The sequence below is a fragment of the Rothia sp. HSID18069 genome, assembly GCF_003989155.1.
Classification (GTDB): domain Bacteria; phylum Actinomycetota; class Actinomycetes; order Actinomycetales; family Micrococcaceae; genus Rothia; species Rothia aeria.
Genome location: NZ_RBMG01000002.1, coordinates 278025 through 302174 on the forward strand (window position 1 = coordinate 278025; position 24150 = coordinate 302174).

At 59.1% G+C, this 24150-nt stretch carries 19 protein-coding genes; 9 read left to right on the forward strand and 10 right to left on the reverse strand.

Annotated features, from left to right (window positions below):
• Positions 1-22: 22 nt before the first annotated feature.
• Both D8M41_RS07025 and D8M41_RS07030 read right to left on the reverse strand, forming a co-directional pair.
• Positions 23-691 (reverse strand): type II secretion system F family protein, encoded by a 669-nt coding sequence (locus D8M41_RS07025; RefSeq protein ID WP_006888264.1) that lies wholly within the window; start codon positions 689-691, stop codon positions 23-25.
• A complete protein-coding gene (locus D8M41_RS07030; RefSeq protein WP_126926670.1) occupies positions 681-2351 on the reverse strand; it encodes a CpaF family protein in 1671 nt (556 codons plus the stop codon). The genes D8M41_RS07025 and D8M41_RS07030 overlap by 11 nt, the downstream gene beginning before the upstream one ends.
• A gap of 553 nt (positions 2352-2904) precedes the next feature.
• Between D8M41_RS07030 and D8M41_RS07035 the strand changes: the two genes are divergently transcribed.
• Both D8M41_RS07035 and D8M41_RS07040 read left to right on the forward strand, forming a co-directional pair.
• The gene (locus D8M41_RS07035) at positions 2905-4938 is read left to right on the forward strand and encodes a bifunctional 3'-5' exonuclease/DNA polymerase (RefSeq protein ID WP_446737495.1); all 2034 of its coding nucleotides are present in this window, start codon (positions 2905-2907) and stop codon (positions 4936-4938) included.
• A gap of 536 nt (positions 4939-5474) precedes the next feature.
• Positions 5475-7010 carry a glycine-rich protein gene (locus tag D8M41_RS07040; protein ID WP_039955133.1) on the forward strand — a complete coding sequence of 512 codons (1536 nt, stop codon included), beginning with the start codon at positions 5475-5477 and terminating at the stop codon, positions 7008-7010.
• 86 nt (positions 7011-7096) lie between these two features.
• Here D8M41_RS07040 and D8M41_RS07045 read toward each other — a convergent pair whose 3' ends face one another.
• Complete coding sequence (locus D8M41_RS07045) at positions 7097-7864, reverse strand: NUDIX hydrolase (protein WP_126926672.1); 768 nt, start codon at positions 7862-7864, stop codon at positions 7097-7099.
• On the reverse strand, positions 7857-8783 hold the full coding sequence (gene nth, locus D8M41_RS07050) for an endonuclease III (protein ID WP_126926673.1): 927 nt from the start codon (positions 8781-8783) through the stop codon (positions 7857-7859). The genes D8M41_RS07045 and nth overlap by 8 nt, the downstream gene beginning before the upstream one ends.
• A gap of 323 nt (positions 8784-9106) precedes the next feature.
• On the opposite strand from nth, the gene D8M41_RS07055 reads away from it, so the two are divergent.
• On the forward strand, positions 9107-9859 hold the full coding sequence (locus D8M41_RS07055; RefSeq protein ID WP_126926674.1) for an SDR family oxidoreductase: 753 nt from the start codon (positions 9107-9109) through the stop codon (positions 9857-9859).
• Between the two features lie 338 nt (positions 9860-10197).
• Positions 10198-10644, forward strand: coding sequence for a type II 3-dehydroquinate dehydratase (gene aroQ, locus D8M41_RS07060; RefSeq protein ID WP_023133679.1), 447 nt, complete (start codon positions 10198-10200; stop codon positions 10642-10644).
• A 103-nt stretch (positions 10645-10747) separates the two neighbouring features.
• Here the strand turns inward: aroQ and D8M41_RS07065 are convergent, their stop codons facing one another.
• On the reverse strand, positions 10748-11932 hold the full coding sequence (locus D8M41_RS07065) for a MarP family serine protease (protein ID WP_126926675.1): 1185 nt from the start codon (positions 11930-11932) through the stop codon (positions 10748-10750).
• Between the two features lie 313 nt (positions 11933-12245).
• Between D8M41_RS07065 and D8M41_RS07070 the strand changes: the two genes are divergently transcribed.
• Positions 12246-12923, forward strand: a complete 678-nt coding sequence (locus D8M41_RS07070) for a Crp/Fnr family transcriptional regulator (RefSeq protein ID WP_006888478.1) — start codon at positions 12246-12248, stop codon at positions 12921-12923.
• Between the two features lie 148 nt (positions 12924-13071).
• Here the strand turns inward: D8M41_RS07070 and D8M41_RS07075 are convergent, their stop codons facing one another.
• The 5 genes from D8M41_RS07075 to D8M41_RS07095 form a co-directional block, all read right to left on the reverse strand.
• The gene (locus D8M41_RS07075) at positions 13072-13707 is read right to left on the reverse strand and encodes an NAD(P)-dependent oxidoreductase (RefSeq protein ID WP_126926676.1); all 636 of its coding nucleotides are present in this window, start codon (positions 13705-13707) and stop codon (positions 13072-13074) included.
• Between the two features lie 15 nt (positions 13708-13722).
• Complete coding sequence (locus D8M41_RS07080) at positions 13723-14721, reverse strand: NADP-dependent oxidoreductase (RefSeq protein WP_126926677.1); 999 nt, start codon at positions 14719-14721, stop codon at positions 13723-13725.
• Positions 14722-14806: 85 nt separating this feature from the next.
• The gene (locus D8M41_RS07085) at positions 14807-15874 is read right to left on the reverse strand and encodes a hypothetical protein (RefSeq protein WP_006888398.1); all 1068 of its coding nucleotides are present in this window, start codon (positions 15872-15874) and stop codon (positions 14807-14809) included.
• Complete coding sequence (locus tag D8M41_RS07090) at positions 15867-16349, reverse strand: RidA family protein (RefSeq protein ID WP_006888354.1); 483 nt, start codon at positions 16347-16349, stop codon at positions 15867-15869. The genes D8M41_RS07085 and D8M41_RS07090 overlap by 8 nt, the downstream gene beginning before the upstream one ends.
• A gap of 153 nt (positions 16350-16502) precedes the next feature.
• Entirely contained in the window at positions 16503-16706 is a 204-nt protein-coding gene (locus D8M41_RS07095; protein ID WP_006888552.1) for a hypothetical protein, read from the reverse strand.
• A gap of 202 nt (positions 16707-16908) precedes the next feature.
• Between D8M41_RS07095 and D8M41_RS07100 the strand changes: the two genes are divergently transcribed.
• The 4 genes from D8M41_RS07100 (at position 16909) to D8M41_RS07115 (ending at position 24115) form a co-directional block, all read left to right on the forward strand.
• The gene (locus tag D8M41_RS07100) at positions 16909-19044 is read left to right on the forward strand and encodes a transglycosylase domain-containing protein (protein WP_126926678.1); all 2136 of its coding nucleotides are present in this window, start codon (positions 16909-16911) and stop codon (positions 19042-19044) included.
• Between the two features lie 50 nt (positions 19045-19094).
• Complete coding sequence (locus D8M41_RS07105; protein ID WP_037235850.1) at positions 19095-20066, forward strand: metallophosphoesterase; 972 nt, start codon at positions 19095-19097, stop codon at positions 20064-20066.
• A gap of 342 nt (positions 20067-20408) precedes the next feature.
• The gene (locus D8M41_RS07110; RefSeq protein WP_126926679.1) at positions 20409-22292 is read left to right on the forward strand and encodes an ABC transporter ATP-binding protein; all 1884 of its coding nucleotides are present in this window, start codon (positions 20409-20411) and stop codon (positions 22290-22292) included.
• Positions 22289-24115 (forward strand): ABC transporter ATP-binding protein, encoded by a 1827-nt coding sequence (locus D8M41_RS07115; RefSeq protein WP_126926680.1) that lies wholly within the window; start codon positions 22289-22291, stop codon positions 24113-24115. Before D8M41_RS07110 ends, D8M41_RS07115 begins: the two co-directional genes overlap by 4 nt.
• Positions 24116-24150: the final 35 nt, after the last annotated feature.

Here is a 24150-nt window from a genome sequence, read left to right on the forward strand (position 1 = left end):
TTTCCGGCAGTTCTTCGGTGTTTTAGAAGGTCTCGGTTTCTGCGGCGTGCACTAGGGCCGCCGTCCAGCGTCTTCCGGCAAGCGCAAGCCCAACCCCCACTAATCCGGCGCACGCCCCGGCAATTGAACCAGTCAGCACGCTCACCGGTGAAGTGCCCATTAACTCCCCCAGCCCCAACCCAATAAAGGGCAGCAGCGAGAGGATCCGGCCCGTGGCCCGAGGTGCGGCGAGCGCGCTTTCTCGCCCCAGTAACGCATCAATGCTTTCTTCAGCGTGCTCGGCGGCACGGCGCAGGGTGGCCGATAATGCGGACCCGGTTGCCTCACTCAAATGCAGACATACCAACAGCTCATTAACACGCTGCACGCTGTGCTGGCGGGCGGTGCCGGTGTGGGTGTGAACCCACTGTTGACAGGCTTGAGAAAGAGGCAGCCCCAACTCGGCATTGGCCCCCAGGGCGGTGAATAGAGTGGCAATATCCTGTGTCGCCTGCCGGTATCCGCGACGCGCAAACCAGGACAGCTGAGCGGGGGCGGCCGGTGAGTGCTCTGCGCGGTCGGAGGCGATGCGGGTGAGGGCACCGGCGATAGCTTGGGCCTGGCTCAGCCCGGCATCAAGCTGAACGGCAATGGCACGCAGGGCATCAGGCCAGAGGCGAAGTTCTTCTGGGGTGGGCTGTTTAGGCAACATAGAGGCGCCTTTCCATAACAGGCTCGGATGGAGCGAGGTCTTCGGCGGTGGCAAGTTTCAGGTGAGGGGTAGTGTCTGCACCGGCAGGTGAAGGAACACCGACTGGGGTGTATTGCGGAAGTTCAAACTCTGAAAGTTGTATTTTGGGTACCGTGTGGGAGGGTACGGGCCGGACGGTAAGCTCTTCACGCTCAAGCGCGAGCTCGTAGATCCCCTCCACCCGGCGGGTGGGCCCGTCTTTCTGCAGATGGATAATACGGTCGAATGCGGTGGCCGCGTGAAGAGCAACAGTGCGGGCGTCCAGCCCGGCAAGCGCTCCAAGAGCAGCCAGTCGCATAGGTACGGCACGCGCCGAGTTGGCGTGCAGGCTGGTACCTGCACCGGTGTGCCCGGTGTTCATGGCGGTGAGCAGGTGCGTGATTTCTGCCCCGCGGCACTCCCCCACGATAAGACGGTCTGGGGCCATGCGCAGCGCCTGAACAATCAGCTCCCCCAGGTTGATTTCTCCGGTTCCTTCAGTGTTTGCGGCGCGGGTCATCATAGCCACCACGTGCGGGTGGGAGGGTGCTAATTCGGGGGTGTCTTCGAGGGTGAGAAGCCGCTCATTAGCCGGGCAGAGGGCAAGCATCGCGTTGAGCAGGGTGGTTTTTCCCGTTCCGGTGCCGCCGCTAATGATGAAGCTTTTCTTCTCGGCAATAATGCTCCGCAGTTCTGCGGCTGTATCGGCGTCGAACATACCCGTTTTTTCCAGGTCTTCAAGGGTTTGCCTGCGAGAAGCCGCCACACGCACCGACAGATGGGTGCGGGGCACCAGCGGAGGTATAACGGCGTGGATGCGCCGCCCGTGGGTATCCTGCACATCGGCGGCCGGATGGGCCGCATCGAGCCTGCCGCCGGATGCGCGGATAAGCCGCTGGGCAAGGGAACGCACCCGCGCCTCGTTGCCGAGGGTGAGTGCCGTTGGCTGGGTTTGCCCGGCGGCCTGCACCCAAATGTCGGCGGGGCCGTTAACATATATGTCACTCAGGTGGGGTATGCCGGTCAGGTTTTCGAGTGCCCCCATGCCGTGCAGCTCGTGGTGCAGGTAGCGCAGGGCGGTGTCGTGCAGGGCGCTGCCGGGGGTATCGTCCGGGTTTTCGAGGTGGGCTGACGGTGCTGGTTCCTGCGCCGTCTCGGAAGAGGCGGGGTGTTCCGGTGCGAGCGTCACGGTGGCACTAATGCTTTCTTCCCGCTCGTCAATGGCGGTCTGCAGCGCGTTTTCGCAGGCTTCACGTCCGTATTCTGAGGATTCGCCCAGTAGGATACGCATTGCCCGCAGGGCTATCTCTCGGGCGGTGGGGTTTTCGGCGGTGCCTATGATGGCGGGCATGTTGCGGGATTCTGCCGCCGGCTCTTCGGGGTTTTGGGTGGTGGGCTGGGCGGCTGTAATGGTTCCGGTGGGTGCGGCCGCACTGGGGTCGCTGGTGGCTGAGCTTACCAGAAGCGGGGCGAGGGGCGATAGGTCATTACCTGTGTGGATACCCACCGCACCTGGTGCGGCAGGGGCGGCGAAGCTGTGAGGGCGGGGTGTGGGTGCCGCCGCGGGGTGACCGGCGTGGGTAGCGGCCCGGGCCGGTGCCGGGGTGTTACTCGGTGCTGTCATGAGGTGCGCGGTGTTCATGGCACTATTTCACCGGGTTTTGCGCGTACACGGGGCGGGGCTCTGCGATATTGTGGATAACTTTCCATTTTGGGCCGTGCCCCCGGCTTTCCACACGTTTTTTCACAGTGTTTCATACGTATTATTCACATATGGAGCTCTTCTATGACGTTTTATGAAATAGTATTTTGTGGGTTTATGTGCTTATAAGTCCTTTTCAATACTTTTACTGTTTATAGACGTTGCTGCAAGGGAGAAGGGGTGTGAGGATGTCCGAGGCAGCGTCCATATCTTTCATCTTCACGCACCTATCTCATGCCCCTTACCCAGGAGACGAAGTATTCTGCCGTTATAGCAGTACCACTCAGGAAGAAGCAGCTACTGAAACCCAACACGTTCATACCCAATAAGGGGAAAATAGGATTTGGGCGTGCTGCCAAGAACATACATGGACTCTTAGGAAGGTAACGGAAGGTAATTTCCTTCTCTACATTCGCAGCTTAGCGGTTTTCAGTATGCGCCATACAAATTACCCACAGGACGGGCAGTACGGCCAGAGGAGATAATGGAAGGTATGTACATTCTCGTTGTTCCCGCAGATAACGCCGACGCCCAGAACCCCGGCGCCGCCTCTGCGCGCAACACAGTGAACGATGCTGCAAACAGCGGGGAACCTGTGCATTTTCAGAACCCTGCGGGAGGCTCATCCACCGCATACTGGGGTGTTTTCCATGTGGAGGCTGCCGCCGAGGCCCACGCCAACGACTCTGCTGATGCGCCAGCCAGTGCGGGGGAAGAAACGGTCACCTCCAGCACCCCCAGCACGGCCCCACGTATTGTGTGTGCGCACAGGGTGAGCGCCGAGAACCTGCCCGCCTATGTGCGTGAGGTTGAGTCCCGCGCTGATGCGCGCAAGAGTGCGCGGGTGCGGTGGGTGTGGGCCGATACGCGTGTGCTTGGCCCTCTCCTGTTAAAGGCGCAGGTGCGGGTGCATCTATGCCATGATTTGCGGCTGGTGCAGCGTATTCTCAGTGCTGCCGCAACCCACCCCGGCGGGCATGTTCGTTATTCGCCGGTGCTTGAGCTGATGCACGAACCGCACCACGAACCACCGCGCGGGTACCTGCCGCCTGCTCGGCAGGTGAGCGGTCAGCAGGCGCTCTTTGATGATCTGAGTTTTTCTGCTGCCCAGCAGTCTTCAGCGGATTCTACTGGGCCAGCCGTGCGCTCCGATGATGCGAGTTCCCCAGCATCACGTACCCCGCTTATTGCCGCGACGTTTGGCGAGTTCGCGGCGCAGCTGCACACTATTGCCGCTGCCGCGCACCCTGACCGGCTTTCTCTGTTGGCTCATGCGGAGTCAGCCGGTGCTCTTGTTGCCGCGGAGATCGGGCACTGGGGCATCCCGTTCGATGCGCAGAAGCACCATAAAAATCTGGAGCAGCTGTTGGGGCCGCGCCCGGGTGAGGGCGAGCATCCGGCGAAAATGGTTGAGCTTGCTGAGCATATTCGGCGTGTACTGTTCGCTCCGCAGCTGAACCCGGATTCCCCGCAGGATCTGCTGCGGGCGCTTCAGCGTGCGGGCGCGCAGGTTGAGAGCACACGTTCATGGAAATTGAAGGCGTGGGCGCAGCAGAACCCGGCGCGGGCTGAGGAAAGGCACGCCATGATCGACCCGGTGCTGCGGTATAAGAAGCTGTACCGGATATGGACTGCTAACGGCTGGAATTGGGCTGATACGTGGGTGCATCAGGGGCGTTTCCGCCCGCATCTTGAGGTGGGCGGTGCAGCAACCGGACGGTGGGGTGCTTCCGGCGGGGGTGCTTTGCAGCTGCCTGCGGAGATCCGTTCGGCAATAATAGCCCCACAGCATCAAGTATTTACGGTGGCCGATGGGTCACAGATTGAGCCGCGTATTCTGGCGGCGCTCAGCCGGGATGAGGCGTTGGCTGCGGCGGGACGTGGCGTTGCGGGGCACAGCACCGACTTGTACGAGGGCATTGCCGAGCTGAGCCGTTCTCACGGGCTGGCGCTGACTGAGCGGGCGCAGGCGAAGGTGGGGCTGCTGGCCATTATGTATGGGGGCCGCAGCGGCGAGGTTGGGGCGCTGCTGCCGCATATTGCGCAGCTTTTTCCGCGCGCCATGGAGTTTACGGAGCGGGCGGCGCGTATTGGCGAGCAGGGCGGGCAGGTCACCACGTTTTTAGGTCGCACCTCCCCTGCCCCTTCCGATGCGTGGCGGCGCACGGTGGCGGATCGTTCAACGGGTGCTGCGGAGGCTCGGGCGGTTTCTGCGTCTCGTGCGTGGGGGCGTATGACCCGTAATTTTGTGGTGCAGGGTACGGCGGCGGAGTGGGCTTTGTGCTGGATGGGCAGGGTGCGTTCACGCCTGCTGAGTGAAACAGTTTTCGGCAGCCCGATGCGCACAAAGATTGTGTATTTTCTGCACGATGAGCTGGTATTGTGCGGCCCTTCTGTTGAGGCGAAACGTGTTGAGGCGATCGTGCGGGAGTCTGCTCAGCAGGCTGCGCAGCTGCTCTTTGGTGGGGTCCCGGTGGATTTTCCGGTGTCTGTGACGGTTACGAGGAACTATGCGGAGGCGAAGTAGTGTCTTCTTAAAGAGAAGAGATACTGAGTCTTAGGTGAGTATTTTATAAGGTTAAACTTAGTTTCTGTGTCGTTTTATGATTTGGACCTCTTAAAAATATTTTGGCATTTTTAACGCTTCAATTAAGTTTCAGAAGGTGCCTTAGAGTTCTTTCCAGGGTGCTTGAGTGACTGAATACTGGGTGAGCGTATATTTCTGCGGCGCATCGCATGGCCCAATTATTACGAAATGATTAAAATGTATCAAAATACATAATTTATAGAATAATTATTCGCTTACTGACGTGGGAACCGCGCAGTAAATTTTGAGCTATAGCTTGAGATTCAGGGTTACAGCAAGGCATTCAGTACATGCATGAATATATGGAAGATGAAAGACTTTACGAGTAGAATATTCACCGTATACGCGGTTCTACCGCGCATCACAACACTCAATATACGCTCGTTGTGTTCACGTACCCCGCCCTTTTTCCGCTAGGGGCGGGCACGGTACTGGGCACCGGCGTGTGTATATCAGTACTTCGCAAGGATATAAACATGCAGAATAAACTCTCACGCCGCACGCTTGTTACCGGCGCGGCTTGGGCGGCACCCGTGGTCATGGCTTCTAGCTCCATCCCGGCGTTCGCCACATCGCCGGTCGAGCCCTGTGTAGCAGATAAAACGTTTAACTCACAGCACTACGCTAAGCCCCCGCGCGGCAACACCCGCGAAAAGGTCTACGACCACTGGACAGTCCCCGCCGACGTGCACCAGATCAAGTTCTATGTGCGCGGTGCCGCCGGTGGCTCCACTCACGAAGACCAGTACGGTGGCGGCTACGGCGGCGCTGGCGCCGAGGTAGCCGGCTACCTTGATGTGACCCCCGGCGAAACCCTTACCTTCGTGACCGGCGCAGCTGGTACCGCAAACTTCGACGGCACCCCCGCTGAAGGCGGTAAAGGATTTGGTGACGGCGGTTCCTCAGCTGCTCTTCCCACCGACTCTCAGGTAGGTATTCGCAATAACCAGGCGCAGTTCATCCTTGATAAGTTGAAGCCCGCAAAGATCCAGTACGGTGGCTCCGGTGGTGGCGCATCCGCTATTGTTCGTATGGAAAGCGATGGGTTCACCATTAAGGAAGTTATCGCTATTGCTGGCGGCGGCGGCGGCGCGGGTGTTACCGTGCAGCACAACACCAACGACTACCCCCGCACCAAAGAAGGCAGCTACAAGACTGCCACCCTCACCATCGGTGAGCAGGGCAGCGGCGGTATGCAGGTGCAGCAGAGCCCCCAGAGCGTTGAGGGCCAGACCGTCACAGTAGTGCAGCATGTGGACAGCATGGACGGCGGCGGTGCGAGCACCTCCCTGGAGAACTACCCCGACTACGAGCAGACCGTCTACGGCGGTAAGGGCAGTGGCACCGCAGAAGGCGGCAGCGACGGAACCGGCGGCGCTGGCGGTGAAGCACCCGCAGCAGATCAGGACCGGGTCACCCAGGAATACCTGAGCTACGCCAAATTCGATCACCCGACGGGTGCGTACATTAACTACTCAGACGATGGCAATATCTTCGCTTCCGCTTTTGAAGGCGCAGAGGGCAACAGCACCTCCAACCCCACCGAGCCCGTTAACGGTGCTGACGGTGTGAGTGCTTGGGGTGCGGTTGATACCTACGGCGGTCACTACGCCGATGGGTACGACAACGCCAACTACTACGTGTACGCGGTCTCCGGCGGCGGTGGCGGCGGCTACGGCGGCGGCGGTTCCGGCAGCGTCATTGGTCAGGGTGTGCGTGTTACTGCCCCGGATCAGGAACAGGATATTGAGGGCAGCTCGAACAAGTTCCGGTACTCAGGTGCTTTCGCATCCGCTGGTGCTGGCGGTGCCGGCGGCAGCTACCTAGCACCGGGAATCGAAATGTGGGATTCCAACGGTAGGAAGTTCTGGGCACACAATAACCGTACTTTCGGCACCAATGACACCAACGGTCACGGCCGTATTAAGGTGATCTGGTGCGACCCGAGCGGTTCACATAAGGACTACCCGGATGACCCGGGGGTTCCCGCTCCGGTGGTTCCCAGCCACTAATTCCGGCTGCGAATACTCCTAAGCTAGGGCCTGCTCCCCGCATTGTGCGGTTCTGGGGAGCAGGCCCTTCTGCATACCCGGCCCGCTTATTTTAAGGCGGGCGCAGGTTTAAGCACCGAGGCATCCCACGGGACCGTCCAGCTGAGCGCATCAAAAATCTTATCGAGCACGATCGCGGTGAATCCCCACACGGTGAACTCGACCCGCGCATCGCCGCTAGAGTGCGCAACCTCAAACGCCGGGGTTTTATGGGTTATGCGCCCGCGCTTCACATATGCCGTATGCCGGTTGGCGGGGTTGAGCAGATCCCGCACGGGCACCCGCGCAATCAGGGCAGACTCGTTCGTATCGACCACGCCAACCCGCGTGGGTGAAGCCCACCACCCCAGCACCGGGGTCACCCTGAAATCGCTCACGGCAAGCGGCAGGGTCGGCAGCTCCCCCAGAATTTCAACGCCCGCAGGGTCAAGCCCGGTCTCTTCCACGGCCTCGCGCAGGGCGGCGATGCGCCCCACCGGAACTCCCTGCTGGCGCGACAGCGCATAATCCTCGGGGTCGATTTTGCCGCCCGGGAACGCAGGCTGACCGGCGTGTGAGCGCAGAGTATCCGCCCGCACCAAAAGCAGAACATCCAGGTTCTCGCCCACACACTCCGGGCATCCGTCAAAGTCTGCGGATGCGCTCGGTTCATCATCGAGTACTCCGAAGAGAACGAGCACTGCTGCCTCTTTGGAGAGGGTACTGGTGGGCGCGTACCGCATGAGGGAGTCTATGTTGACATCGAGTTTTCCTACGGCAAGGTTCGCGAGTGCATCGCGGGCTTGTTCGGCGGCGGTGTTCAGGGTGTTATGCACTCAGCGGGTATCCTTCGGCGTGCAGTTGGCGGCGTGTGGCACCGGTGAGGAAGCGCAGGTGCAGGCGTTCACGACCGGGGGCCATTTCATATTTCATGAGTTTACGTGCTTTGACTTCGTCCGTCTCACCTTCGCCCCAGGATGGGCACAGGTCGGCGATGGGGCAGACTCCGCAGGCGGGTTTGCGGGCGTGGCAGATGCGCCGCCCGTGGTAAACCATGCGGTGTGAGAAGTCGGTCCATTCGCGTGGTTCGATAAGCTCGGCAACGTCGTGTTCGATTTTGACGGGGTCGTCTTCGGTGGTGAGTCCCATGCGGCGAGCGAGCCTACCGAAATGGGTATCGACGGTCAGCCCGGGTACCCCGAAAGCGTTGCCGAGTACCACGTTTGCGGTTTTGCGCCCGACTCCTGCCAGTTTCACCAGTTTATCGAGTGTTCCGGGCACTTCTCCGTCGTAGTCGTCGGTGAGCTGGCGGGCGAGTTTGACGATAGATTTCGCTTTGGCGCGGTAGAACCCGAGGGATTGAATATAGGGTTCGACCTCTTCTTCAGTGGTGGCGGCGAGGGCGGGCGCATCCGGGTAGCGGGCGAAGAGCGCCGGGGTTACCTGATTGACGCGCACATCAGTGGTTTGCGCCGAGAGCACCGTGGCGATCAGCAGTTCAAAGGCGTTCGTGAAGTCGAGTTCAGCCACGGCGTAGGGGTAGGTTTCGCCCAGGATGCGGTTGATTTTGCGGGCGCGGCGCACGGTGGCAAGGTGGCTTTCGGGGGCTTTGGCGAGTGCTTTCGCGCGGCGACGTGCCGCCTGTGCCGCTTCAAACTCGGGCACGGTGCGGGTGCTTAGCAGCTCACGTTCTTCTTCGGTGAGCTGTAGCTCTGGGGCTGTGTCGGTAGTGCTTTTCGGTGCGGATGCGCTCATAGCGCGAGCCTACCGGTTTTTGCCTGCTTTTCCCAGCTAGGGGTTCCGAAGTTCGCTGTTACCGCACGGTTTCTGCCATTTTTGAGCGGGTAAATATGCCATACACAGGATATGCCTGCAACGATTTTTGTTCTGAACAATTCTTAGAATTCCTGGCGCAGCATCTAGAGCCGGAACAGGTATCTGCGTTATTTTGATAATACTAATGCGCCCCAAATGAGTCATGCTCGACTCTGGGAGGGTAACTACGATTAATCGATCTACATTAACAATTTCATAGTGGGAGTTGTACCCACCTCTGAAAGATTTCCTCAGGAGGACACATGAAGATCGCTATTGTAGGTGCCACCGGAACAGCTGGTCGCGCCACCGCTCACGCCGCCCAGCAAGCAGGTCACGAGGTCATTGCTCTCTCTCGTGCCACAGGCATCGATCTGCATACCGGAGAAGGACTAGCTGAGGCTCTGAACGGCGCTCAGGTGGTCATCGACACGTCCAACGCTTTTCCTGCAGACCCCACAGCCAGCCTGGTTGATACTTTTTCAGACGTTACCAAAACCCTGGAGAAAGCCTGCCAGCATGCTGGGGTACAGCATCTGGTTCACCTTTCCATCTGCAATATTGACCACCCCGCATTCGACGATTTTGACTACTATCTCGCCAAGCGAGCGCAGGAGAAGGTTTTAGAGGACAGTTCCCTTCCGCACTCCATCGTCCGTTCTGCGCAGTGGATGGAGTTTGCTCTTAACCCTGCAGCCGTCACACAGACCGAGACCAACGTGAAGGTTCAAAACTGGCTGATTCAACCCATCGCTGTGGAGACTGTGGCTAAGGTACTCGTTCAAACTGCGACCGAAAGCCCGCGCAACCGGCAGATCGCTGGGCCCGAGCAAATTTGGCTTCCAGAGCTGACCCAAACATACCTCCACGCCATAGGTGATCGTCGAAAAGTAAGCGTTGTAGATCCTGTCTTAGATGCGCTCGCTGAGGGTGTTCTGCGTGCCCCCGAGGATGCAGAGTTACTTGGGCCCACGGTCGCTCAGTGGGCGGAGGAGCAGACACCCGCAAATAGGTGATGGCGGCAGACTTCTTGGCTCGGTGTCTGGGGTCAGACTAGTTTTTATGCTAAACCGCTTGGTGCTTCCGTTTCTCAGCACTTCATGCCTGAGGGTTTTCCACCCTAAACACGTGCAAGCAAACGCGGGAAAACCGGAATTTTCCAGTTTTCCCGCGTTTGCCGCTGCTAATGAGAATATACTGATGGTTTCTCAATACTAGTTACACGGTCACTGCAGAAACAGTGGTGCTGCCGCCAGTCTCAAGCGGCTGGTTCACGAACCTAAATAGTGGTGGCGGGGTGGTTTGGTGGGCGTGCATCCTGCGCGGGGACGCTTCAATGTGCCACACTAAAAGCATGTCTGCAACTATTTTTGTGCTGAATGGCCCTAACCTGAACCTGCTGGGGCACCGCCGCCCCGAAATCTACGGGCACACCACCCTGGTTGATATTGAGTTGTCGGTGCGTGAGCGTGCCGCCCTGCACGGGTTTGATGTTGAGTTTATGCAAACAAACTACGAGGGGAAGCTGGTGGATGAGATTCAGCGGGCCCGCACCCGTGGGGCTGCAATTGTGATTAACCCGGCAGCGTACACGCACACGTCGGTGGCGCTTCACGATGCGCTGGAGGCCGCCGAGCTGCCCGTTGTCGAGGTGCACCTGTCGAATATTTACCGGCGTGAGGAGTTCAGGCATCACTCGTATGTGTCCCCGCAGGCAACCACCGTGATTAGTGGTGCGGGTGCTTATGGGTATGTGATGGCTATTGATTTTATTGCCGAGTACCTTAAAGACGATATTTAGCACGGGGCTTTGCATCAGCGAACGGGGCGCCCGGTACCGGAAAAGGTACCGGGCGCCCCGTTTTAGTCCGCTGTACGCGGGTTATGAGGGTGTGTTGCTCACCCTAGCGTGCTTTACATTGGCCGGTTGAGACAGGCGTGGTGTTATTGCCGTTGGCAGCCAACGCCTGCTTCAGGGTGGATGCGGTTATCGCATAGCCGGTCTGGCCTTCAGTTGCTTTTGCGAAGACCACGCCCACTACGGTGCCGTCTTGGGTGAGCATCGGGCCGCCGGAGTTACCGTGCTGCACGTCTGCGGCGATCTGGTACACCTGGCGGGTGGGGTTGGCTTTACCGGTTTCAGAGTCGATGGTCTGAATGTTGCCCACGCCCTGTACGGTGGCGGGTTTTGCGGCGAACGGGCCGCCCTTCGGGTAGCCCATGAAGGTCACGGTTTCGCCGGATTCGGCGTTAGTGTTGGCCACCTGCAGCGGTTGGATAGGCAAACGCGGCACACGAATGAACGCTAGATCTTGCGCCGGGTTGTTGTAGACCACGGTGCCGGGGTAGGTGCGTCCTCGTGAGTCCTGCACGGTGGGTGAGGTAACTCCGGAAAGCACATGCGAGTTGGTGACTACGAGGTCCTGCCCAGCGACGAACCCGGAGCCGGTGGAGGTGTATCCGCACTGCTCAGCGGCACCCAGGATCTGCACTACTGAGGATGAGGCGTTCTCAAGTGCATCGGATTGAACCTGCTGGGTGGGGGCGTTCGTCTCGGGGTAGAGCAGCTGTTTGACTTCGGGGATGCTGCCTGCGGTGAGTACATCGTTGCGGACGCTGTCGATGCGGTCTTTCACGGCGGATGGGGTTGCTTCAACCATCCAGGTGAGGGTTTTCGATTCGCCCAGCGCCGTGTTCACTGACGGGATGGGTACCGTGCGCATGGATAGGGTGATGACGACGAGTACGAGGGCGCATGCGGCTACGTTCAGCACGCCGCCGAAGAACCTCTCCACACCCTTTATAGGTGTGACATCTGTTACTTTACGGATGCTCCTGCCAGCAATGACGCCCAGCCACTGCCCAATCACCAGGCATAGCAAAAGAAGCCCGATAGCGGTGGGAAGCATCCACTGCGGGCTGACGGCGGCAACCGCCAGCGGCACCAGCCATGCGGCGGCGCACACACCCAGTGCCAACCCTAAGAACGTTCCGAGCGTGGTAAAGAACCCGCTTCGTAAGCCCATAAGGAAATACAGCACGAGGATGATGGGAATAATAATGTCGAGGGGGCTCAGGTTAGCAAACACAAGCGTTCCTCTCTTGGAATATAAAGAAATAATGAATGATGGCGTGGAAAACGCCGCACTCATGTACTGATGCTAAAGGGTTAAGCTGTGAAAATCTTTAGTTTTTTAAAAAATTCCCAGGGAAGTTTTGCTTTCGGCCAACCGTTTTCAGATGCATAAATAAGATTTTTGAGGTAATCTCAATAACAGTAAGTTGAATATATCACATCCGGTTCTTGGACCCCTCAGCTCATAGGTTCGAGCAGGTGCACCAGCCGGAATGCTCACACAAGGGGGTGCTCGCACCCCACCCATATTCAAGGAGAACAAAACAATGGATCTAGATATCCTGCGCCGCTCGCCGCTGTTCGCGACCCTCGATGACGCCGCGTTCAAGCTGCTCACCGACGATATTACCGAAATCGACCTTTCCCGTAACGCCGTGCTCTTCTACGAAGGGGACCCCGGCGACCAGCTCTACGCCGTACTCTCCGGCAAGGTTAAGCTTGGCCGCACCGCCGCCGATGGGCGTGAGAACATGATCGCTATCATGGGCCCCGGCGATGTCTTCGGCGAAATGGCACTTTTTGACCCCTCCCCGCGTTCTACCAATGCCGTGGCTGTCTCTGAGACCCGTCTGGCTGCTATTAAGCACGAGTCGTTCAAACGCGCCCAGCAGCAGGACCCCAGCATCTCGGACCAGGTCATTAAGACCCTGGCACGCCGTCTGCGCCACTCAAATGAGGCCTTGGCAGACCTGGTGTTCTCGGATGTTCCCGGGCGTCTCGCTAAGGCCCTGCTGGATCTGGCGGATCGCTTCGGTCGCCCCGCAACCGACGGCATCCTCGTGGCCCACGAGCTCACTCAGGAAGAGCTTGCGCAGCTGGTGGGTGCGTCCCGTGAGACCGTAAACAAGGCTCTGGCCGAGTTCGTCTCCCGCGGCTGGATTCGCTTGGAGGCACGCGCGGTCGTCATTCTCGACCTGCCGCGTCTGCGTCAGCGTTCACGCTAAATTCTCTGAGGACATCTGAAGTCTTCACACACAAAACCGCATCCGATACGTCGTGTTATTCGACGGTTTCGGATGCGGTTTTCGTATACCCGCTCCCCTCACGTTTACGCAGGCGATAACAGGTGCCCTTTTCTCCGTAATGTATCCCCTAGTTAGCGACGTAGACGTGCTGCCGGTTCAGGTCCTCACGTTCGGCAATATCGAGCAACGCAGTCGCCATATCCGCCGGGGTAATCACCCAGCCGCGACGAAGCGGCTTGTGGGCATTGAGCCGATAAGAACCTTTAGCTTTCATCGGCTGAATGCGAGGGGCACGCACCGCCGTCCACTGCGCGGTGCTTTCCCACAACACCACATCCATACGCCGCATATCATCGTAGGTCGCGCCCAAAAAATGCTGCAGCAGCGGCAACACCACCCAGAGCTTGAAGAGCCCTTGATGAGCCCAATGTTCGGCAACCTCCGAAGAGATCACAACCAAACGTGATACCCCATGCTCTTGCATGGCGTCCAGAAGATTCTTTGTCCCGGCAGAGTAAAGGGTTGTTGGCGTTTTCGAGGTGCCGATCCCTACGGTGCTAATGACCGCATCTACGCCTTGAAGCCAGGGGTTGAGGGCCTGAGCATCAAGAATATCTACAGCGCCCGTAGTTAGGTTCGGGTGATCGAGCTGAAGATTCTGCGGGTTCCGGGCAAGTGCAACTACCTCATGACCACGCGCAAGCGCCTGTTCCACGACCAAACGACCCACGTTTCCGGTAGCACCAGATACTAAAATTTTCATAGTTTTCGACTTTTGTTAGGGAATAGTGACCACAAGTTTACCGCGCACATGCCCCATGCCCAGTTCTTTATAACCGTCACGGATGGAATCAAGTTTGAACGGGTACACATGCGCTAAGGTCACATCAATATCTCCCGATGCCACCAGATCGGCGACTTCTTTCAGGTCACCAGGCTGCGCATGCCGCGCCCCCGTAAACTGCGCGCCCTTCATCATCGCCTTCGGCGTAGGAATCAGCGTGCCCATCGCGTCCTTTTTCAGGCCGAGCTCTGCCCCTAACGGAATGTAGTCACCGCCGTAGCAGTCAAGCATTTTCGTAACCGGGGTCGGTGCTGCCTTGAGAATACGCTCCTTCAAACCGTCACCGTATGCAACCGGAATAGCACCCAGAGAGCGTACGAACTCCGCGTTTTTCTCCGATGCGATACCGATAACTGTTGCTCCCCGATGCACCGCAAGCTGAACCGCCACGGCTCCCACACCGCCGGATGCGGCACTGATAACCAGCACATCCTCGGGTTTCAGGTCGATTGCGCGGAACGCCCCGCATGCGCTCTCCCCGGCGACGCCCAAGGCTGCGGCAACCTCAAAGTTCAGGTTCTCAGGTTTCGCAACAATATTCTGGGCAGAAGTCACCAGCTTCTCAGCCAGGGAGCCTTCCGTCACGCCGGAGCCGGGAGCGCTGCGCAGGGTTCCCAGTACCGTATCGCCCACAGCAACATTGTTCACACCGGGGCCGAGGGCATCTACCACACCAGAAAAGTCACGCCCCACACCCTTCGGAAAACGTGCGGGACCGCGGCCAAACCACCAGGACGGGTGACGCAAACGGTTGCTAGTCTCTGCGACACGAAGCGGCTTATACCCCTCAAAGGTTTTCAGATCCACGGGGTTCAGGCTGACCGCTTTGACGCTCACACGGACTTCACCTTCGCCCGGTGTAGGCTCATCTGTCTCAACCATTTCTAGAACGCTGGGATCACCATAAGCGTTGTACTGAACTTTGCGAATCATGAGGTTCCTCCTTTCACTGTGACTATCTACATACAACAAAGGCCGGATTCTCCGCGCTGTGCGGAAAATCCGGCCTTCCACGTTTTTATGAAGGGGTGACTGTAGGAATGACTGAGGTTGCTGGTGCAGCCACCGCGCCAAACTTTCCGGTGCGCGGGGCGGCCTTCACCACCTCAGTGAATGAGAGCATATACTGTCCGTCGTTCTTAACAAGGATGGGTTTTTTCACCTCAACCGTTCGTTTCTTAGCCAACCAGGCCACGCTCGTACCGACCTTCGCCAGGGATTCAAGGGTACACATGACCCCGGGGGTGACCAGCTCATCAAGGGTTTTACCGGCGGTATCGGGCTGGTTAATACGGTCACCGAGGTTGCTAGTGGCCCGGCCTGCAAGCAGCTCCCGCACGTTCACCCAGTCACCCCAAATACCTTTATCCTTCAGCAGGCTTGCCTGCTGGCCGACAGGCACGGCGGTGGTGAAATACGCGACGTCGTACCGTTTGTGGCAGAAGTCCGGCGACTGCCAGCGCACCACAGGGCGCAGCAGATCAGCCCGGATTTTTAGTCCGCTCATCGCCAGGTATTTGCTGAGGGTTTCGTCGCGGTCCGAGATCGCTTCCCGGTGGTTCATCTGGTCGCTGCCAGCGGTATATTCGGCTACGCTCCCCTCGTCCTCACCAGCCAATAACAGCCCGGTTTCTTCAAAGGTTTCACGCACCGCAGCGACCACCACCTTGTGGGCTATTGTTGCGTCGCCGAACGCGAAGGTGCGCTGCCAATGCTCCGCATCAGCGCCACACCAGGGGATATTCTGTGCATCTTCTGCGGTGACCATACCGCCGGGAAAAGCAACAATCCCTAAAGGAGAGCAGCCGGGCCGGTAGGTAAGGATAGTTTCCAGCCCGTCGTCGCCATCACGCACAAAAATAACGGAGGCCGCGTGCTTGAGGGCGCACCCGGTGGTTTCGGCGGTACCGGCTGCCTCCCCGGAGTGCTCGTTCGCCCACGTCTCTGCGGCGGTGCGCATAAAGTCTGGGATAGTGTACAGCCGCTGCACCTGTTCGGTACGCGGGGCGGGGGCGCTCTTCCTGCCGGAATAAACGCGAGGGGAACCCGCCACGGGGATAGCTCCGGTGTACAGTTCGCTACGCATATTCGACGATAATCTCAACTTCTACGGGGGAATCGAGCGGGAGCACGGGCACGCCGACCGCCGAACGGGCGTGCTGCCCAGCCTCACCGAAAATCTCGCCCAGCAGCTCGGATGCACCGTTAATAACGCCGGGCTGACCGGTGAAGTTCGGTTCAGAAGAGACAAAACCGACAACCTTCACAATGCGGCGCACCCGGTCAAGATCGCCGATCACAGATTTTACGGCGGCCAAGGCGTTAAGCACACAAATGGCGGCATATTTTTTAGCGTCCTCAGGTGCTACAAAGCCTGCTTGCCCGCTGGCAGATACCTTACCAATAGCCGGCAGTTCCCCCTTCGTAAAAGGCAGCTGCCCGGAAGTGTACACGTAACTGCCGGAGACAACAGCCGGAACATAAGCGGCCACAGGCGCAGCAACCTCAGGCAGCTCGTAGCCAAGGTCTCGGATACGTTGTTCTATACGGGGTTCGGTCATGATGCTCTCTCCGTGGGTAAGGGATCGGCGATTGGTTTAAGGATGCCCTTGAAACGGTATATTTTCGCGGGGTTGTCCGCGGCCGCACAAGTAAGAGACGCTAAACCCGGTGCCACACCCCTTAGATGGGGCGGTCACCGGGCGGTGCGTATACTACTGCGCCTTTTCGCGCTTAAAGTAGGCGATGGGGTTGCCCTGCGTGGGGGCGACCATATTACCTGCAGGGTTCGGGCCGGAAGGTGCGGAGGCACCGGGGAGTACCGTCACAAGCTCCCAGCCATCTTCGCCCCAGCTGTCGAGGATCTGCTTAGTAGCATGGATCATCAGAGGCACAGTTGCGTATTCCCATTTCTTCATACACCTAGGGTAGTCCTTCGGGGGCGCACTGTACAATATCACCGGTCATTTCACGGGTACGTGACAGAACACAGCGGGCACCTTCATGTTTAACACCAAATATTAAGACACCCTAAGGAGGTTGTTCGGCGGCATGCCGGGCATGAAAAGCGGGCTGACGTGGGCGGCTACAGTTCCCAGTTATATCCGCTAAACTGGGGGAATGGCTTCTCCTAAGAAACGTCGCGGCCGCGACCTTTTGCAGTTTATTGCTTACAGCGTCATTGCAGGTTTTCTGGTGGCGGTCATTGTTGTGCCGCCCGTCGTAGGCGCTGGCTCAGTGGTGAACGCATCCATGAGCTGGTTCCAAGACTTACCGGATGAGATTTCAGAGGGGCCCCTGGCACGTCCCTCAACGATCTACGCCGCAGATGGTAAGACCGAGCTGGCCACCTTCTATGAAGAGAACCGTACACAGGTGAAGCTCGACCAGATCTCCCCGCATATGCGGAACGCCATCATTTCGGTTGAGGACCGTGATTTCTATAGCCACGGCGCGGTCTCTGCCGTCGGTATTGGGCGTGCGTTCTTCAATAACGCGATGAACCCCGGCAAACGTCAGGGTGCTTCCACCCTCACCCAGCAGTACGTGAACAACCTGATCGTTAACGCTGCTGAGCAGAACGGTGAGGATGCGAACGCCACCCTGGGCGGGAACAAGAACTACTTCGCCAAGATCAAAGAGATGAAGCTGGCCGTTTCGATGGAGCAGAACAAGTCCAAGGACGAGATCCTTGAAGGCTACCTGAACATCGTGAACATGGGCGGCTCAAACTTTGGTGTTGAGGCCGCAGCCCAGTACTACTGGGGTATTCCTGCGAAGGACCTGAACGTTGCCCAGTCGGCGCTGCTGGCCGGGCTGGTGCAGTCCCCCAACACCTACCGGCCGGACGAGCACCCTGATAACGCAGTTGAACGCCGCAACGTGGTGCTCTCCACTATGCTGCGTGACGGGAAGATCTCTCAGCAAGAGTACGATGAGGCAGTGGCCAGCGAAGTGAACCTGGACATTCACCCGGTGAAGAAGGGGTGCAGCAACGCTGGCGAGTACGCCTTCTTCTGCAACTACGTGGTGAATAATATCCTGCAGGATGAGTCCTACGGTGCCACCGATATTCAGCGCAACGCCATGCTGCAGCGCGGTGGTTTGAAGATTTACACCTCCCTGAACACGGAGGCACAGAAGGTTGCGAAGCAGTCAGTTGAAGCCACTCAGCCTGGGGCAACCAACACTAATGACATTAACACCGCACTCACCAGTATCGAACCCTCCAACGGTAATGTGGTGGCGATGGCGCAGAACACAGAATGGGGCAGTCCCAAGGACACCAATGACCATTCGGTCTCGCAGTTCAACTACAACGTTGATGCCAAGTACGGCGGCACCAATGGCTTCCAGCCCGGTTCAACATTCAAACCGGTGATCCTTGCCCAGTGGATTAAAGACGGCAAGGGCGTCAACGGCATGGTCAATGGTACACAGTTGTCGTACCCCACCAGTTTCGCGTGGAACGCCAAATGCTACGACGAGACAGGCGGTAAATACTACTACCGCAACCAGCCGGAAGGGTGGACCTTCAAGAACGCCGTGAACGGCGGTCTGGGGTACAACACGGCGGCATACGGTATCCGGCAGTCGCTGAACTCATACCTGTACGGTATGCTCTCACGGCTGGATTTGTGCGACGTGCACGAAATGTCTAAAACCCTGCACATGTACGACGGCACAGGAGAACCGCTTCACAGCATCCCCGATTTGGGTACTGACATTGGCGGTACCAAAAACGGTGTGTCCCCGCTAACATTGGCCTCCGCCTACGCGGTCTTTGCGAACGAGGGGAAGTACTGTGAGCCGCGCCCGATGAACAAGGTCACCAAGAACAACGGCGAGGTATTCAAGGAATACCAGGCCAAGTGTGAACAGGTTCTTGACCCGGACATCGCTAACGGTGTGAGCTGGGTGCTTAAAGGCGTGATCCAACAGGGAGGCTCGGCCCCCACCCGAGGGATTGGTTTGCCCGAAGGGTCCGCTGCGAAAACCGGTACGAACGATAACTCGTCACAAACCTGGATTGCCGGTTACACCCGCGGCCTGGTGACCACCTCCTGGGTTGGTAACGTGGCAAAGGGCTTCCGCTCCATGAACGGGCTGGCAATTAACGGTCAGGTACGTGAGTACGTGGACGGCGCAACCTACGCGGGTGCGCAATGGCAGACGTACATGAAGGCGGTCGCACCGAAGTACAACACCGACAACTTCACCCAACCCAGCGCGAAGGTGCTCTCAACCGCCAACTAAGGTTACGGGTGAGTGAATCATACAACTGAATGAGCGAAAGGCTGGATGGAATGCGTGATTCCGCCCCGTCCCGCCGTATGCTCCGAGCGGCGGCTCCTGCAGCACGCACCGGTTCGGTACTGAAAAAGACCGTTGCCGCCGGTGCTGTTCTGGGGGTCGCCGCAGCAGCGTACGGCCACTTTATTGAGCTGAATAATTTTGTGGTACGCCACGAGCGGCTGCCGGTTCTCCCAGCGGGGACGGCAGATCTGCGTATCCTGCACATTTCGGATATGCACATGATTCCGGGGCAGGCACGTAAAAGAGAGTTCATGCATTCGCTGGCGGGGTTACGCCCCGATCTGGTGATCAATACCGGTGATAACCTCTCACATATTGATGGGCTGCCGCCCCTGCTGGATGCTTTAGACCCGCTCATGGACTTCCCGGGCGTATTCGTGCCGGGGTCGAACTGCTACTTCGCCCCTGTGCTCAAGAACCCGGCCCGGTACCTGTGGCAGGCACGCACCCCCCAAGAAATTGAGGAAGGCTCACGCGTGCCGCTTCCTATTGGGAAAATGCATGATGCTTTTGAGTCACGCGGCTGGACGGGACTTATTAACCGGTATGACAGTATTAGCATCGGCGGGCTGCGCCTAGAGTTTTCGGGGGTTGACGACCCGCACCTGCGTTACGATCAGCACCCCGGGTTCGCCCCTGAAGCGTTTGATACCGGCTCCACCCCGCGGGTGCGTATCGGGGTTGCGCACGCCCCCTATATGCGCACCCTTGAACGGTTCGTCGCTGACGGCGCGCAAGCAATTTTCGCCGGGCACACGCACGGCGGGCAGGTGTGTTTACCGGGTGGGCGGGCACTGGTGAGCAACTGCGATTTACCGCCTTCACGCGCTAAGGGCGTAAGCTACCAGCAGGATGTGCCGGTGCAGGTCACGGCGGGGTTGGGTACCTCACGGTTCGCGCCGGTGCGGCTTTTTTGCCCCCCAGAGGCGGTGCTGGTCACCCTCACAGCCAAGAGCGAATAAACACCCAGCTGTCGGCCGGGATCTCGGGCGGGCACCCCACAGCAGAGCAAGCCCGCGGCAGACGGCAAGAGGCCGCTGTCTATAATAGAAACCTCAGGCTCACATCACCAATAGCGCCCGATGCGGCGCATCCGCTCATAAACAGCAGGGGGTAACAACCCCGCAACCGATCAGGAGGAACCGGCAACGACTCGCACACATGCCACCAGCACCTCCCGGCGGCGCAACCCGTTCCTTGAGACCGCTCCCGAACCCATCCCGGCGCCCGTAGACTACGCGGCCGGTGAGCGGGCACCCCTAAAGTTCGCACCGTACACGAAGCCCATACGCGGCCGGTGGGCGGTGGGTCTGGTGGTTGCGATCGGCGCTGCTGTACTTGAAATATCGGTTCCGCAGATGCTTCAGTTCATTGTTGATGAGCTGACCCGCAACGCCACCGAGACAGGCATTTGGATTGGCGGGTCGTTGGTGCTGCTCATCGGTGTGGGGCAGGCATCCTTGGCTTACTGGCGCAGGTGGCTGATTGTGGATCCGACCTCCACGATGGAAATGCGGATGCGCATGAACTTCTTCGACAAGTTGCTGCGCGCGCCCCTGTCAATGATTGACCGTTGGTCATCCGGGCAGCTGCTCACCCGGTCAATGTCTGACCTGGGGACGATCCGCCGGTGGCTCTCCTTCGCGCTGGTGCAGCTGATCTCGGTGGCGGTCATGTTCCTGGTGGGCAGCTCATTCATGTTCGGTGCCTCGTGGCAGCTGGCGGTGGTGTTCGTGGTGACCGTACCCGTGCTTTTGGTGTCCCTGGTGAGCTATGTGCGTAAATACAATGCGTACACTAAGGAGCTTCAGCAGCTCACCGGGGATGTATCAACCCGTATTGAGGAGTCGGTGCGCGGCATCCGCGTCATTAAAGCTTTAGGGCGTTCCCAGGAAGAAATTCAGAAGTACACCGCAGCCGTTGAGGAGCTGAACTCCCTGGATTACCGGCGGTCTATGCTGGTGGCGCTGGTGGCGTTTTATCAGCGGGTTATTGTTGGGGTGAGCACCCTCATCGCCCTGTGGGTGGGGGTTCCGCAGGTGGCCTCGGGGGAGGTTTCGTTAGGGTCGCTCACCGCCTATTTTGCGGTGCTGACCGTGGTGCTGGGGCACGTTCTGCGTTCAACCACACTGATTTCTTCGTATTTGAACTACCGGGTAGCTATGGAAAGGCATGTTGAAGTAATGAGCGAAAACGGGCATGAAGAAGTAGTACTCACCGACGAGGCAGCCGAGCAGGCTCCTATCCCTTCCGGCGGTGTTTTATCGGTGACGTTCGATAACGTGCACTTTACCTACGACCCCGCACAAGAGCCCAGCTCCCAAGAACACAGCCCCGAAGAACACGCCATCGATGCGCCCGCACCGGGCGGGGTGCTTGAGGGGCTGAGTTTTAAGGCGTTCGCGGGCGAGGTGGTTGCGCTGGTGGGTGCCACCGGCAGCGGCAAGTCCACGGCGCTGACGCTGGTTCCGCGTTTCTACTCCCCCACCAGCGGGCGCATCCTCTTGGGGCGTGAAGATATTGCCGACATGCCCCTGCCGGTGCTGCGCGCACAGACCGCTTTCGTGTTTGAGGAGGCGGTGCTGTTCTCGGGTACGGTGCGCCAGAATGTGCTGATGGGTGTGCGCGGTGAATACAGCGATGAGGAGCTGGAGCAGACCCTAACGGGCGCTCTTGAACTTGCCGCCTGCGATTTCGTGGCGGATTTGCCTGAGGGCGTGGATACCGTCATCGGCGAGGAGGGGCTGAGCCTTTCGGGTGGTCAGCGGCAGCGCCTTTCGTTGGCGCGTGCGCTGGCGGCACGCCCGGCGGTGCTTCTGCTGGATGACCCGTTCTCGGCGCTGGATGTGGGTACGGAGGAGCGCATCATCACGAACCTGCGCGGCGGTGAGGGGAACTTGGGCGGGGCAACCACCCTGCTGACGGCTCACCGGCCCTCCACGGTGGCCTTAGCAGACCGGGTTCTGCTGCTTGAGGGCGGGAAAATCGTTGCCGACGGGACGCACACCGAGCTGATGAAACTCCCTGCATACCGTGCGTTAATGAGCGCCGAACCGGAGGCCCCCGCGTCTCTGGCGCATATTGCGGACATGCTCTTTGGGATTGCCGAGAGTGAGGTATCCGCCGCCGCTGAGAGCACGCAGAATCGTGAGGGCTCCCCCACCGGGGAGGGCGGAGGCACCCAATGAAACTAACCGGGGCTAAAGCCCCGCACGAGCGCACGGACCTGACCCCTAAGGAGCAGAAGCAGGCGCGGAAACGCTCCTTCGCGCTGCTGCGGCAGATGCTCCGGCCGTACATGGGGGCGCTGGCGGCTTCGGTCGTCTCGGTGCTGGTGGCGGCTGTTGCGGCAGCAGCCCAGCCGGTGCTCATAGCGCGGGTGCTCGACACGGCGATTGCCCCGGTCACGCACGGCGACACCGGCCCGCTGCTGACACTTTTAGCGGTGTTTGCGGTGAGTGTGCTGGTAAATGCGGGCGCCACATGGGCGAATGTGGCGTATACGGTGCGCGTCTCCTTAGGGGTGCTGCTGCATTTACGCACCCGAGTGTTTAAACATTCGCAGGCGCTGAGCGTCTCTTTTCACGAGTCGTACACTTCGGGCAGGGTCATATCGCGTCTGACGAACGACGTTGAGACGATCGCCACGTTCTTGGGCAGCGGTTTAAGCCAGCTGGTGACTACCCTGCTGAACATGCTGTTCTCGGTGGTGGCCATTTTTGTGCTGGACTGGCGTATTGGGGTTCTTCTGCTGCTTACGGGCGTACCGATTTACCTGCTGACCCGCTGGTTTCAGCGCGGTATTTCGCGTATTTTCCGGTCTTTACGGAACGAGTCTGCGCAGCTGACCACCCGCTTCGTTGAGACGTTCACCGGTATTCGCGCGGTCAAGGGGTTCGGCGCGGAAGCGGCGGCGCGTGCAGAGTACGCCGCCGTGGCCGAACGGTACCGGGTGAGCGTGATGGACTCTATTAAGATGTTCGGCATCTACTCCCCCACTCTCATGCTTTTCGGGAATGTGTTTGTGGCGGCGGCGCTGGTGATTGGCGGGTATGCGGTGCTGGGCGGGACTATGCAGGTGGGCACCCTGCTGGCGCTCATTATTTATGCGAACCGGGTGTTTGAGCCGATTATGACGCTCTCCGAGTTCTATAACCTGTTCCAGTCGGCGTTCTCGGCACTAGAGAAGATTTCCGGTTTTTTGGCGGAGCGTCCGCAGGTGCGTGAGGCTGAGCACCCCGTGCAGCGGCAGGTTCTTGAGGGTGCCGCGCGCGGGGCGGTCGAGTTTCAAAACGCCCAGTTCGCCTATGTGGAGGGCACTCCGGCGCTGCAGCGCACATCGTTGAGCGTACCGGCGGGGCAGCGGGTGGCGCTGGTGGGTGCTACGGGCGCGGGCAAGTCTACGATCGCTAAGCTTCTGTCGCGGTTCTATGATGTGAGTGATGGGCGGGTACTGCTTGATGGCGTTGATATTCGCAGGCTCTCAGACGCTCAGCTACGGCAGGAAGTGGTGATGCTCACTCAGGAAGTGTTCCTGTTTTCTGACACGATCGCCGGGAACATTCGTTTGGGTAACCCGAACGCCACCGATGAGCAGGTTGTTGCGGCGGCGCAGGCGGTGGGCGCGCACGGGTTTATTAGTGCCCTTCCGCAGGGGTACCAGACGATGCTGGGCCGCGCCGGAACGAACCTGTCGGCGGGTCAACGGCAGCTGGTGTCGTTTGCGCGCGTGTTTTTGGCGGACCCGAATGTGGTGATTCTTGATGAGGCCACCGCCTCCTTGGACATTCCGAGTGAGCGGGCGGTGCAGCGGGCGCTGAATACGTTGCTGTCGGGGCGTACCGCGTTTATTATTGCCCACCGGTTATCGACGGTGCTAGCCGCCGACAGGGTGCTGGTGATTGATGCTGGCGAGGTGGTTGAGGACGGCTCCCCGCAGGCGCTAACGGCCACTGGCGGGCGGTTTGCGACGATGCGCGCCTCATGGGACGAACTCAATAACGAACAATAGTCTCCCAGCTGGGGCGTACCGAAGAGCGTGTGTGG

Bases quoted from the DNA above. Each gene is read 5' to 3' on its own strand.
- nth (WP_126926673.1), bottom strand. From the start codon at position 8,783: ATGAGCGCATCCGCACCGAAAAGCACTACCGACACAGCCCCAGAGCTA.
- D8M41_RS07085 (WP_006888398.1), bottom strand. From the start codon at position 15,874: ATGCGTAGCGAACTGTACACCGGAGCTATCCCCGTGGCGGGTTCCCCT.
- D8M41_RS07115 (WP_126926680.1), top strand. From the start codon at position 22,289: ATGAAACTAACCGGGGCTAAAGCCCCGCACGAGCGCACGGACCTGACC.
- D8M41_RS07105 (WP_037235850.1), top strand. From the start codon at position 19,095: ATGCGTGATTCCGCCCCGTCCCGCCGTATGCTCCGAGCGGCGGCTCCT.
- aroQ (WP_023133679.1), top strand. From the start codon at position 10,198: ATGTCTGCAACTATTTTTGTGCTGAATGGCCCTAACCTGAACCTGCTG.
- D8M41_RS07090 (WP_006888354.1), bottom strand. From the start codon at position 16,349: ATGACCGAACCCCGTATAGAACAACGTATCCGAGACCTTGGCTACGAG.
- D8M41_RS07095 (WP_006888552.1), bottom strand. From the start codon at position 16,706: ATGAAGAAATGGGAATACGCAACTGTGCCTCTGATGATCCATGCTACT.
- D8M41_RS07070 (WP_006888478.1), top strand. From the start codon at position 12,246: ATGGATCTAGATATCCTGCGCCGCTCGCCGCTGTTCGCGACCCTCGAT.
- D8M41_RS07080 (WP_126926677.1), bottom strand. From the start codon at position 14,721: ATGATTCGCAAAGTTCAGTACAACGCTTATGGTGATCCCAGCGTTCTA.
- D8M41_RS07075 (WP_126926676.1), bottom strand. From the start codon at position 13,707: ATGAAAATTTTAGTATCTGGTGCTACCGGAAACGTGGGTCGTTTGGTC.
- D8M41_RS07100 (WP_126926678.1), top strand. From the start codon at position 16,909: ATGGCTTCTCCTAAGAAACGTCGCGGCCGCGACCTTTTGCAGTTTATT.
- D8M41_RS07030 (WP_126926670.1), bottom strand. From the start codon at position 2,351: ATGAACACCGCGCACCTCATGACAGCACCGAGTAACACCCCGGCACCG.
- D8M41_RS07040 (WP_039955133.1), top strand. From the start codon at position 5,475: ATGCAGAATAAACTCTCACGCCGCACGCTTGTTACCGGCGCGGCTTGG.
- D8M41_RS07025 (WP_006888264.1), bottom strand. From the start codon at position 691: ATGTTGCCTAAACAGCCCACCCCAGAAGAACTTCGCCTCTGGCCTGAT.
- D8M41_RS07035 (WP_446737495.1), top strand. From the start codon at position 2,905: ATGTACATTCTCGTTGTTCCCGCAGATAACGCCGACGCCCAGAACCCC.
- D8M41_RS07055 (WP_126926674.1), top strand. From the start codon at position 9,107: ATGAAGATCGCTATTGTAGGTGCCACCGGAACAGCTGGTCGCGCCACC.